At 64.4% G+C, this 11,494-nt stretch carries 11 protein-coding genes; 4 read left to right on the top strand and 7 right to left on the bottom strand.

The genetic code is table 11. The features are described from left to right. Positions 1 to 2 precede the first annotated feature (2 nt). Positions 3 to 1,670, top strand: a complete 1,668-nt coding sequence (hutU, locus tag HUK73_RS01460; RefSeq protein ID WP_176590308.1) for a urocanate hydratase — start codon at positions 3 to 5, stop codon at positions 1,668 to 1,670. Between the two features lie 16 nt (positions 1,671 to 1,686). Here hutU and HUK73_RS01465 read toward each other — a convergent pair whose 3' ends face one another. Beyond that, complete coding sequence (locus tag HUK73_RS01465) at positions 1,687 to 1,995, bottom strand: alkaline phosphatase D family protein (protein WP_176590309.1); 309 nt, start codon at positions 1,993 to 1,995, stop codon at positions 1,687 to 1,689. Positions 1,996 to 2,090: 95 nt separating this feature from the next. Between HUK73_RS01465 and HUK73_RS01470 the strand changes: the two genes are divergently transcribed. After that, a complete protein-coding gene (locus HUK73_RS01470; RefSeq protein WP_176590310.1) occupies positions 2,091 to 2,360 on the top strand; it encodes a hypothetical protein in 270 nt (89 codons plus the stop codon). Between the two features lie 122 nt (positions 2,361 to 2,482). Here the strand turns inward: HUK73_RS01470 and HUK73_RS01475 are convergent, their stop codons facing one another. Together HUK73_RS01475 and HUK73_RS01480 are read right to left on the bottom strand one after the other, a co-directional pair. Next, positions 2,483 to 4,108 carry an alpha-glucosidase family protein gene (locus HUK73_RS01475; RefSeq protein ID WP_176592763.1) on the bottom strand — a complete coding sequence of 542 codons (1,626 nt, stop codon included), beginning with the start codon at positions 4,106 to 4,108 and terminating at the stop codon, positions 2,483 to 2,485. Between the two features lie 147 nt (positions 4,109 to 4,255). Beyond that, entirely contained in the window at positions 4,256 to 6,202 is a 1,947-nt protein-coding gene (locus tag HUK73_RS01480; RefSeq protein WP_176590311.1) for an FAD-dependent oxidoreductase, read from the bottom strand. Positions 6,203 to 6,267: 65 nt separating this feature from the next. On the opposite strand from HUK73_RS01480, the gene HUK73_RS01485 reads away from it, so the two are divergent. Continuing rightward, the gene (locus HUK73_RS01485; protein ID WP_369805415.1) at positions 6,268 to 7,011 is read left to right on the top strand and encodes a TetR family transcriptional regulator; all 744 of its coding nucleotides are present in this window, start codon (positions 6,268 to 6,270) and stop codon (positions 7,009 to 7,011) included. A gap of 2 nt (positions 7,012 to 7,013) precedes the next feature. On the opposite strand, the gene HUK73_RS01490 is transcribed toward HUK73_RS01485, so the two are convergent. Further along, a complete protein-coding gene (locus HUK73_RS01490) occupies positions 7,014 to 9,350 on the bottom strand; it encodes an arylsulfatase (RefSeq protein WP_176590312.1) in 2,337 nt (778 codons plus the stop codon). A gap of 150 nt (positions 9,351 to 9,500) precedes the next feature. Between HUK73_RS01490 and HUK73_RS01495 the strand changes: the two genes are divergently transcribed. Continuing rightward, a complete protein-coding gene (locus HUK73_RS01495; RefSeq protein ID WP_176590313.1) occupies positions 9,501 to 9,743 on the top strand; it encodes a hypothetical protein in 243 nt (80 codons plus the stop codon). A 6-nt stretch (positions 9,744 to 9,749) separates the two neighbouring features. Here HUK73_RS01495 and HUK73_RS01500 read toward each other — a convergent pair whose 3' ends face one another. From HUK73_RS01500 to HUK73_RS01510, 3 genes are read right to left on the bottom strand one after another with little or no spacing between them, the layout of a single operon-like run. Further along, entirely contained in the window at positions 9,750 to 10,427 is a 678-nt protein-coding gene (locus HUK73_RS01500; RefSeq protein WP_176590314.1) for a cytochrome c family protein, read from the bottom strand. A 3-nt stretch (positions 10,428 to 10,430) separates the two neighbouring features. Further along, positions 10,431 to 10,781 carry a cytochrome C oxidase subunit IV family protein gene (locus tag HUK73_RS01505; RefSeq protein ID WP_176590315.1) on the bottom strand — a complete coding sequence of 117 codons (351 nt, stop codon included), beginning with the start codon at positions 10,779 to 10,781 and terminating at the stop codon, positions 10,431 to 10,433. Between the two features lie 8 nt (positions 10,782 to 10,789). Beyond that, entirely contained in the window at positions 10,790 to 11,491 is a 702-nt protein-coding gene (locus HUK73_RS01510; protein ID WP_176590316.1) for a heme-copper oxidase subunit III family protein, read from the bottom strand. Positions 11,492 to 11,494 lie beyond the last annotated feature (3 nt).

Raw genomic sequence — 11,494 nt, forward strand, 5'->3', positions numbered from 1 at the left:
CCATGACCCGGATCGACAACAGCCGCATCATCAAGCCCGCAACCGGCACTGACCTCAGCGCGAAAAGCTGGCTCACCGAAGCGCCGCTGCGCATGCTGATGAACAACCTGCACCCCGACGTCGCCGAGCGTCCAGAGGAACTGGTGGTCTATGGCGGGATCGGCCGCGCCGCCCGCGACTGGGAAAGCTACGACCGGATCGTCGAGACGCTCAAGCGCCTCGAAGCCGACCAGACGCTGCTCGTCCAGTCGGGCAAGCCGGTCGGCGTGTTCCGCACCCATGCCGATGCGCCGCGCGTGCTGATCGCCAACAGCAACCTCGTACCGCACTGGGCCAATTGGGAGCATTTCAACGAACTCGATAAGCGCGGCCTCGCCATGTACGGCCAGATGACCGCCGGTTCGTGGATCTATATCGGCACGCAGGGCATCGTGCAGGGCACCTATGAAACCTTCGTGGAGATGGGCCGCCAGCATTATGATGGCGACCTGTCGGGCAAATGGCTGCTGACGGCGGGCCTGGGCGGCATGGGCGGGGCGCAGCCTCTTGCGGCGGTGATGGCGGGCGCTTCCTGCCTCGCCATCGAGTGCCAGCCCAGCCGCATCGACATGCGCCTGCGCACCGGCTATCTCGACGTCGCCGCCTCCACCATCGAGGAAGCGATGGCGATCATCGGGAAGGCCAATGCCGAAAGGAAGCCGGTTTCGGTCGGCCTGCTCGGTAATGCCGCGGAAATCCTGCCTGAAATGTTCGCACGCGGCATCCGCCCTGACCTTTTGACCGACCAGACCAGCGCGCATGACCCGGTGAACGGCTATCTTCCCGCCGGATGGACCGTCGCGGAATGGATCGAACGCCGCGAGCGGGAGCCGGAAGCGGTGGCCAGGGCCGCCAAGGCAAGCATGGCCGCGCACGTCCGCGCCATGCTGGATTTTCAGGCCGCAGGCGTGCCGACGACCGACTATGGCAACAATATTCGCCAGATGGCGCTGGACGAGGGCGTGGAGAATGCCTTCGACTTCCCCGGCTTCGTCCCCGCCTATATCCGCCCGCTCTTCTGCCGGGGGATCGGGCCGTTCCGCTGGGCCGCGCTCTCGGGCGATCCGGAGGATATCTACAAGACCGACGCCAAGGTGAAGGAACTGCTGCCCGACGACGCGCATCTGCACAACTGGCTCGACATGGCGCGGGAGAAGATCCACTTTCAGGGCCTGCCCGCGCGTATCTGCTGGGTGGGTCTGGGCGACCGTCACCGGCTTGGCCTCGCCTTCAACGAAATGGTCGCGAAGGGCGAACTCAAGGCCCCGGTCGTGATCGGCCGCGATCATCTCGACAGCGGATCGGTCGCCTCCCCCAATCGCGAAACCGAAGCGATGATGGACGGGTCGGACGCGGTCAGCGACTGGCCGCTGCTCAATGCGCTGCTCAACACCGCGTCGGGCGCGACCTGGGTGTCGCTGCACCATGGCGGCGGCGTCGGCATGGGCTATTCCCAGCATTCAGGCATGGTCATCGTCGCCGACGGCACGCCCCAGGCAGCCACGCGTCTGGAGCGCGTGCTCTGGAACGATCCCGCGACCGGCGTCATGCGCCATGCCGATGCAGGCTATGCCATCGCCCGAGATTGCGCGGTCGAGCAGGGCCTCGACCTGCCCGGCATATTGGGATGAGTCCGATGCGGATCGATCATTCCATTTTATGCTTCATGCACTTCCGCTGCGGATTGTCTGACAGGTCGCGCTCCACTTCGGACAGGGGCGCGCCATTGCCGTTCGACGTGATGGAGGTGGCAAGAAATTCGATCGCCGCCTGCTTCCCGTCCGGCGCGTCCTCCCGTTCCGGGACGGTGCCGACGAAATTGCGGTGAAAATCGCCCGACGCGATGACGACATTGCTCAGCTGGTGGCGACGGATGCTGTCGATCAACCGCGCACGGGCCGGGCGATAGGCGGTGACCCCCTGCGGGCCGGGCAATTGGGCGCGGCGCACCGGCATATGTTCATATCAGACCTGAAGCGCGGCCAAGCGACACAGGTGGTGGATGAGCGTGCGGCGCTCATCCTGATCTCCATGCGGCCCTTGAGCATGAGATGGAGGTCGTTCTGCGACACCTCCTCCCGCGCGGTGATCGGCTGGGACCGCGTCTGGGCTTCTCACAGAAAATCGATGTGCTGGCGGCGGCATGGCAGGGCGAAGGGGAAACGATCGATAACGTGTGTGCGACCCTCGGAGGCGCACTTATAACGCAAGCCGTTGTTGAGGAGATCGGCAAGGTGTTCGCTGAGGTGGTTCACGGCATCAAATCGCTCTTCGACGCCTTCCAGGCTAAGGCCCAGGCGAAAGCGATTGCCAACGACTAACTATTCGGTGCTACAAAAGCTCTTGTCTCGCACTCAAAGAGCTTTTGGCGCGCTTCATCGATCGGTCGAAGTCAGCTCACGATTCCCCCCTTGGAACGCAGCGCAGCTAGCGGGGGCAGTTGTCATTTTTGCGACGGTAATCCTGACGCACCTCCTGTCCTGAAGGTGATGCCGGAGGCGGGGGGGAAATGCCATGCCTCGACCGCCCCGGCGGCGAGCAGCGGTTGCCAGCGTTCGGCGGCGCGCGGCATCCATGTCACGGCTTTGTCGCCAAGGTTGAAGACGCAAAGCATCCGTTCATCCTCATGCCCACGCTCGAACGCCAGCAGTTCCTTGGGCGCGTCGAGGAAATCGATGCTCCCGACGCGCAGGGCGGCCGATCCGTTGCGCAGCGCAAGCACCTTGCGGGTCCAGTGGAGCAGGGATTGCGGTTGCGCTTCCTGCACATTGACGGCCAGCGCCCGATGCGCGTCCCCTATGGGCAGCCACGGCCGGGTGTCCGAAAAGCCCAGATAGGGCGCGTCCGACCGCCAGGGCATCGGCGTGCGCGCGCCGTCGCGGGACAGGGTCAGCGGCCAGTTGGCGATGGCTTCGGGGTCCTGCAGATCCTCAAAGGGAATATCCACCTGCGGCAGCCCCAGTTCCTCGCCATAATAAAGGAAGATGTTGCCGCGCAGGCACGCCAGAAGCAGCATCTTCATCCGGCAATAGGCGTCCGGGTCCACCCCCTTGGCCCAGCGCGACACGGCGCGCGGCGCATCGTGATTTTCAAATGCCCAGCTTGGCCAGCCCGCGTCCTTTTCCGCCGGCCATTTCACCAGCGCGGTCCTGAGCACGCTGGCGGTCAGTTCCGGCGCATAGAGGAAGTCGAAGCCATAGGCCGTATTCAGGCGCCGATTGCCCTGCGTAAAGGCTTTCATTTCCTTATCGCTGTCATCCCCGCCGACTTCGGCCACGGTAAAGCGGTTGTCATATTCATCGAACACTTGCCGCACCCTTTCGAGGAACAGCGGAATGTCCGGATGGCTCTGGCTATATTTCCTGATCTGGAAGTCGAAGGGGCGCGTGCGGACCTTGCCATTATCCGGCGCGGGCGGATTGTCGCGCAATTGGGGATCGTGCATCGAATGGTTGATCGCATCGATGCGGAAGCCGTCCACGCCCCGGTCCAGCCAGAAGCGGATGATGTCGAACACCCGCTCCTGAACCTCTGCCTTGTGCAGATGCAGTTGCGGCTGCTCGCGCAGAAACTGGTGCATATAATATTGGCCGCGCCGCGCGTCCCATGTCCAGGCCGGGCCGCCGAACACCGATTGCCAGTTGTTGGGCGGGGAGCCGTCGGGCTTCGGATCGGCCCAGACATACCAGTCCGCCTTGGGATTGTCGCGGCTGGACCGGCTTTCGATGAACCAGCCATGCTCTTCGGACGTATGCGCCCAGACCTGATCGATGACGATGCGCAGGCCCAGTTCATGCGCCCGCGCGACGAGGGTGTCGAAATCCGCCAGCGTGCCGAAGATCGGGTCGACATCGCAATAATCCGACACGTCATAGCCGAAATCGCGCATCGGGCTCTTGAAGAAAGGGGACAGCCAGATCGCATCCACCCCCAGCGACGCGACATAGGGCAGATGGGCGGTGATGCCCGCCAGATCGCCAATGCCGTCGCCATTGGAATCGGCAAAGCTGCGGGGATAGATCTGGTAGATGGTGGCGCCGCGCCACCAGGGCAGGGCGGTATCGGTCATCGGATCGTTCAGCCCGGCAAAGTCCCCCATGGTCGCACTCCCGCCCGAATAGCTCATGTCCCTGTGCTTATGATATAAAGCGGATCGTCGAGCCAAGCCGGAACTTTACCGCCGGTGCCGGAAACAGGCGCCGCGACCGGGATTTCATTACAGACTCTTGCCCAGAGCATAGCCCTGCTGCGTCGCGAACACGATCCGCCGGGGCGCATAGGCATCCCCCAGCACATGCACATCCGCCCGCGCTTCCTCCAGCCGCGCGAACAGCCCCGCCTCCGGCATCCCGCCACAGGCCAGCACCACGCTGTCGAAGCCGGAATGCACCGCTTCCCGCTGCGAATAGATGTTGCGGGTCCGGATGGCGGGCAGGTCGATGGCCGTCACCGCCTCCATGCATATCAGCCGCGCCCCTGCTTGGGACAGGCGTCCCAGCAGCGTCCCGATGGAATAGCGGCTGACCAGCGGGGCAGGGCCGTTGGTCTGAATGAACAACGTCACCTGTTTTCCCTGCCGCGCCAACAGGTCGCCAAAGGCGAGCGGCGCGACATGATCCTCCTGCACCACCAGCGCGACCTTGTCTCCCACCTCGACCTCGTCGCGCAGCACCTGCCACATGTCGCAGACGGCGGGATGATCCGCACCCTCAATGGCGGGCCGCCGCGCCGTCGCACCCGTCGCCAGCGCGATCACATCCGCCCCATGGTCGGCCAAAGCCTCATGGGTCGCCTCCGTCCCGAGCCGGACGGTCACGCCCAGTTCCTCCAGTCGCCGCGCCTGATAGCGGACCAGATCGATGAAAGCGGCCTGACCCGGCAGCTTCGTCGCCAGCAGCACCTGCCCGCCCAATTCGTCGGCTTTTTCCCAAAGCTCGACCTGATGCCCCCGTTCCCGCGCCGTGATCGCAAGCTGCATCCCCGCCGGGCCGCCGCCCACGACCAGCAAATTCCGCGCTTTCTCCGCCGGAGCCAGCGCCGCTCGGTCCCCCAGTCCCAATGCCGGATTGACCGTACAGGCAAAGGGCAACCCCTCCGCCACCCCGCGATTGATGCAGTCATTAGTGCCGATGCAGGGCCGGAACAGCCGCGCGTCATCGCCCCGCGCCTTGGCGACGAAACCGGCATCGGCCAGATGCGCGCGTCCGACCGCCACCATGTCGGCATGGCCCGCCGCCAATATCTCTTCCGCCACCTCCGGTCGGTTGACGCGCCCGCCATAGATCACCGGCAGATCGAGTTGCCGCTTGAAGCGCCCCGCCATATCGGCCCATTGGCCGGGCCGGAAATGCCCGGTCTGGATGTAGCTCGGAAAGCCCCAGCCGGTTCCCATCACGCAATGCACATAGTCGACATGGCCGGTCTGTTGCAGCCAGCCCGCAATCGCCAACCCCTGCGCGGCATCATAACCGCCCGGCTCCGCCTCCGTCATGTTGAGCCGAACGCCGACCGTCAGTTGCCGCCCCACGCCCTCGCGGATTTCGGCCAGGATCTCGCCCAAAAAAGCCATGCGCTTTTCGAAACTGCCGCCATAATCGTCGCTGCGCTGGTTGGTGAGCGGCGAGAGGAACCATTCGATCAGATCGTCATGATTGGCGTGCAGTTCGACCGCACCCAGCCCGGCGGCCAGCGCCTGCTCGGCGGAATGGCGATATTCCGCGACGAACCAGCCGATCTCGCGCCTTGTCAGCGCATGGGGGATGAGGTTGATGACCGGCCCCGACAGCGCAGGGGAGGGGCCATGCGGCATCCCGCCCTGCATGATCATCTGCGTGCCGACACAGGCGCCCAGCCCCTTTGCCTCCGCCGCCAGCCGTCCCATCCGCTCGATGAACAGCGGGTGCCGGAACACGCCGCCCTTGCGCGACCCCACGCCCTGCGGGTCGAAGCCGGGCGGGCAGATATTCTCCACAAAGCCGTTGAGCGCGACCAGATAGCCGGTGCCGCCCCGCGCCAGCGACGCCCAATAGGAAATATAGCGTTCCGCTTCCTCCTCCGTGCCCAGCAGCGCACCCAGCATCGCCGCATGGGGCGGCGCGGCGATCCGGTTGCGGACGGTCATCCCGCCGATACGGATCGGTTCGAACATCAGGGCCAGCGCCATTTTCTCTCTCCTCTTTGCGGGCGAGTTTATGAAATATATCCCATTGTGCAATATTTAATCAGGCGGTGACGGCCAGATTTTTGCGCTATAGCCGGTCCATGGCCGATGCCCGCAAACCGCCCGTCCAATCCCGCAAGCGTCACGCGCTGCCCGCGCCCGCGCGGCTTGTGCAGGCGGCGGAGGCGCTGTTTGCCCAGAGGGGCATCGATGCCGTTTCAATGCGCGAGATCGCGACCGCCGCCCAATGTGGCGACACCAATGCGGTCAGCTATTATTTCGGATCGAAGCAGGGGTTGCTTTCCGCCATTTTCGCCCATCGCGCCGAACAGATGGACGGGTTGCGCGGCGAGATGCTGGCAAAGCTGGCGGAGCAGGGGCGGCTCGACGATCCGCTGGCGCTGCTGGGCATCCTGTTCCTGCCGCAGCTTGATCTGGTCGATGAAGATGGCCGCCATCCCTATGCGGCCTTCATGCTGCACTTCGCGACGCAATATTGGTCGCTGACTTCGGCCTTGTTCGCCCATACCCGCGACCGGGCGCCCCATTTGCTGCGCCTGATGCAGCATCTGACGGCGCTGACCGGACATGTGCATCCCGACATCGCCCGCAACCGCATTCTCCTGTGCAACATGATGCTGCAATGCGTGCTGGTCCGCTGGGACCATGGCGCGCCGGAGGATCGCCCGGTGCCGCTGCACCAGCATGTGCGCGACGTGATGATGACGGCGCGCGCCAACCTTCTCGCGCCGTCGGGGGAGGGGGATGCGGTCCCGGCTTCGGTGGAGGACTGGTTCACCGGGTTGGGCTGAGCCTATTTCAAAGTCACCCCGACCCTCTCCAGCGTCCCGTTGAACCGGCTTCCCGCACTGTCATAGGCCGCCGGATCGACCGGACTCACCAGGTCCATGCCGACATCGAAATCCTCGGTATGCGACATCACCTGCGCGAAGGTCCGCTCGACCCGCCCCTGCGCCACGGCCTTGCCGTCGACGCTCAGCGTGACATTGGCCCCACTGGTCGGCGTTTCCTTGTCCATCGCGAAGTCCAGTCCGATCGCATGCGCCCCCGCCGCTACTGGAGAGGACGCCACGATCCGCGTCATATGCGCGGGCGTCAGATTATAGGTGAAGGCGATCCGCCCCCGGTCGAAGAACAGGCTATACCCCCCGAAACGTCCCCCCTGCGCGACGATGACGCCCTTGCCACCCTCCGCTGGAATGGAGAGCTTCGCCGCCACGCCAAAGGACCGGCCCACCAACGCTGGCGCGGCGCTTTCCGGTATGTGGCTGATGGGCGCGTTATAAACGAACTGCGTGCGGCCCTGATTGAGATCGGGCCGCCCCTTCTGTCCACCCTCGCTGCCATGGATCGGCAGGATGTTGGACAGCGAAGCCTCCGCCCAGAACAGTTCCTTCAGAGCCTCCAGCTTCTGAGGATTGGCGGCGGCGATATCATGCGCCTCGCTGAAATCGCTGCGGACATCGTAAAGCTGCCATGTCCGGTCATCCAGCGCCACCGGCTTGGGAGGCGTCCGTTCCCAGGGCGTCACCATCGGCACGGTCGCGGCGACCCAGCCATCCTTGTAGATGCTCAAATTCTGCGCCATCGCCGATACCTGCATGGTGCGGTGGGAGGGGGCCTCCCTGGCCGTGAAGGTATAGCCCATGCTGACGCCGGTGATCGGCTGCTGGGGGATGCCGTCCAATATCTCCGGCGCCTTCACCCCGGCGGCTTCCAATATGGTCGGCATGATGTCGCTGACATGGTGGAACTGGCTGCGCAGGCCCCCGGCATCCTTGATATGCCCCGGCCACGCCATCACCATCCCGTTGCGCGTGCCGCCGAAATGCGATCCATAGCGCTTCGCCCAGGGGAAGGGCGCGTTCATCGCCCAGCCCCAGCCGCCGGGCATCAGATTATAGGCGTCCTTCGTCCCGATTTCGTCAATATGGGCGAGCGCATAGGCCGGGTCCTCCTTGACCCCGCTCAGCGCCGACTGTTCGAACAGCTTGCCGTCGAAACTGCCCTCCGCGCTCGCGCCATTGTCACCCTGAATGTAGATGATGAGCGTATTGTCCAACTCGCCATTGTCGCGCAGCTTCTGGATCACCCGCCCGATCTGCGCGTCGGCAAAGGCGAGCGAAGCGGCATAGGCCTCCATATAACGGGCATAAAGCCGCTTCTGATCGGGCGTCAGGCTATCCCAGCGCGGCAGCGTGTCGGGATGCGGCGCATCGTCGGTGCCGGGGGGAATGACGCCCAGCTTCTTCTGTCGCGCCACCGTTTCGGCGCGCAGTACATCCCATCCCGCATCGAACTTGCCCCGGAACTTCGCCAGCCAGTCGGCGGGCGGCATATTGGGCGCGTGGGCCGTTCCCGTGGCATAATAGAGCAGGAAGGGCTTGTCCGGCGACGCGGCATGCTGGCTGTCGATCCACGCCATGGCATGATCGGCGAGGTCGCGCTCCAGATGATAGGCCGGGTCGGCGGGCGGCGTGACGGGACTGATATTCTCCACCAGATTGGGTTCCGCCATGCTGCTGTCGGCGCCCAGAAAACCGTAAAAATATTCGAAACCCAGCCCCGTGGGCCAGCGATCGAACGGCCCGGCGCGGCTCATCTCCCATTCGGGCGTGATATGCCCCTTGCCGATCATGGCGGTGTTGTAGCCATTTTCCTTCAGGATCTGGGCCATCGTCCCCGCGCTCTTGGGGATCACGCTGTTATAGCCGTCATAGCCGGTCGCCCAATTGGCGACATAGCCCATGCCCACCGCCTGCGGATTGCGCCCCGTCAACAGCGAGGCCCGCGTGGGCGAGCAGATGGCGGTGGTGTTGAACTGGTTATAGCGCAGCCCGACCTTCGCCAGCGCGTCGAAGGTCGGCGTCGGCACCGGCCCGCCAAAGGTGCTGCTGGACCCGAAGCCGACATCGTCGGTCATGATGAGCAGGATATTGGGCGCGCCCTTCGCCGCTCGCACCGGCTGCGGCCAACTGGGCGCGGAGGATTCGGCGGGCGTGCGGCCATAGACTTTCTGCGCGGACGCATCCTGCGCGACGGCGGGCAGCGTTGCGCTGCCCAAAGCCAGCAGCGGCAGCGCGGACAGGCATTTTCGGACAAGCGAGGCCGACAGGCGGGGGCAAGACATGGGCTCTCCTGAAAAGTCGGTAAATTTCTATCCTATGGTGCAATTTTATATTAACGCAACTGATTGAAGTCAAGTGCCGCATCCCACTTGTCGCGCAGTCCCCGCCACACCATATTCAGGCGGTGCAGCATGTGCGCAGAGAGGCGAGCCATGGAAAGACGGCTACTTCAAATCGAGAAGGCCTGGGAACAGGCGCTCGGCGATATTTTCCAGCCCTATGTCGACCTGAAACGCGAACCCACGGCCAAGGCGATGGAGGCCTTCCGCGCGGTGCTGGGGTCATCCAGCGACAACGACATCCGCCGCCATATCGCCAAGACGGCGGCGCGGCAGGGATCGACCTTCCTCAGCCGCTATCTGGTCGAGGAGGACTGGCGCAGGCCCACGCCCTGAACGCCCCTATCGGGCGGCGATCGCCTTGGGCTGCGGCAGCGGCGGCGCCCCCGTTCCCAAAGTGGCCAGATATTTGATGACCGCCGCCCGGTCAGCCGGATTGCGCAGGCCCGCGAAGGTCATCTTCGTCCCCGGCACCTCCCGCCCTGGCGCGGCGAGGAAAGCGAACAGATTGTCATAGCTCCAGTTGCCGTGACGCGCCTGCATGGCGGACGAATAGGCAAAGCCGGGATGGCTCGCCACCGGCCGCCCAACCACGCCCCACAGGTTCGGCCCGATGCGATTGGGACCGCCCTGACTGAAATCATGGCAACTCATGCAAAGCTGCACCTTCTGCTTGCCCGCGCCCGCGTCCGCGCTGGCGAGCAGGGCGCCCAGATCGGGCGGCGGGGCCGCTGCGGCGCCGGGTGCTGCGCCGGCCGCGGGCGCCGGCGCCTTGCCCTGCATGTCGCGGTGATAGGCGATCACCCGGCTGCCTTCCCCCGCTTCGCTGAAACTGGCGGGCCAGTCGCGCTGGATAGAGGCCATGTCGACGCGCGGCGGCATGTCCTCCATCGGCTTATAGGCCAGTTCTCCCGGCCTGACCCGTGTATAGAGCTTGTCGCTGAACCAGCCGAGGCCCAGCGCCGTCACCGACGCCCCCGCCACGCACAGCGCCACCGTCATCCCGACCATTCGATCCATGATTCAGCCCCCTCCGCCCATGAAGATCGCGCGGGTCCAGAAGGCATAGTTCGCCTCGATCGTCATGATCCGCACCAGCACCAGCAGCACCAGCGGCGGCACCAGTATCGCATAGATCAGCGACAGCCGCTCCCACGCCATATGCATGAAGATCGACACGATCAGCCCGGCCTTCAGCAGCATGAAGGTCACGATCAGCGTCCAGCGGACGATCCCCTGCACATGCATATAGTCCACCAGATAGGACATGGCGCTGAGCAGGAACAACAGGCCCCAGACCTTCAGGTACAGGCTGATCGGATGTTGCTGGCCGTCATGGGCGGCATCGGCGGCGATAGGCGGACTGTCCTGCATGGCGCACCTCACCAGAGATAGAAAAAGGCGAAGATGAAAACCCAGACGAGGTCGACGAAATGCCAGTACAGCCCGGCAATCTCGACCGCGCTATAATCGCCCGCCCGGTCATAATGCCCCCGCGCGACCTTGGACGCGATGATCAGCAGCAATATGACGCCGCAGGTCACATGCAGCCCGTGAAAGCCGGTGATCATGAAGAAACTGGCGCCGAATTGCGGTGCGCCCATGGGATTATACCATGGCCGCACGCCTTCCTCGAAGATCAGCTTGCTCCATTCGAAGGCCTGCATGCTGAGGAAGGTCAGGCCGAACAGCGCGGTCAGCAGCATCAGGCCCGCTGTCTTCCGTCGGTCGCGCCGGTATCCGTAATTGACCGCCATCGCCATGGTGCCGCTGGAACTGATGAGCGCGAAGGTCATGATCGCGATCAGGACGAGCGGGATTTCGTGCCCGCCGATATTCAGCGCGAACACCTTCGCCGTGTCGGGCCAGGGCAGCACGGCGGACGACCGCATCGTCATATAGCCGGTCAGGAAACAGGAGAAGATGAAGGTGTCGCTGAGCAGGAAGATCCACATCATCGCCTTGCCCCAATGGGTATGGCGGAAGACTTCCTGATCGGCGGACCAGTCGGCGGCGATTTCCCGCAGGGCAGGGGCGATGACTTCCCGGTCCGCCAGGGTTTGGGCCGATATGTCTTGAGTCATGGC

Source organism: Sphingobium sp. EM0848 (assembly GCF_013375555.1).
Taxonomy (GTDB): Bacteria; Pseudomonadota; Alphaproteobacteria; order Sphingomonadales; family Sphingomonadaceae; genus Sphingobium.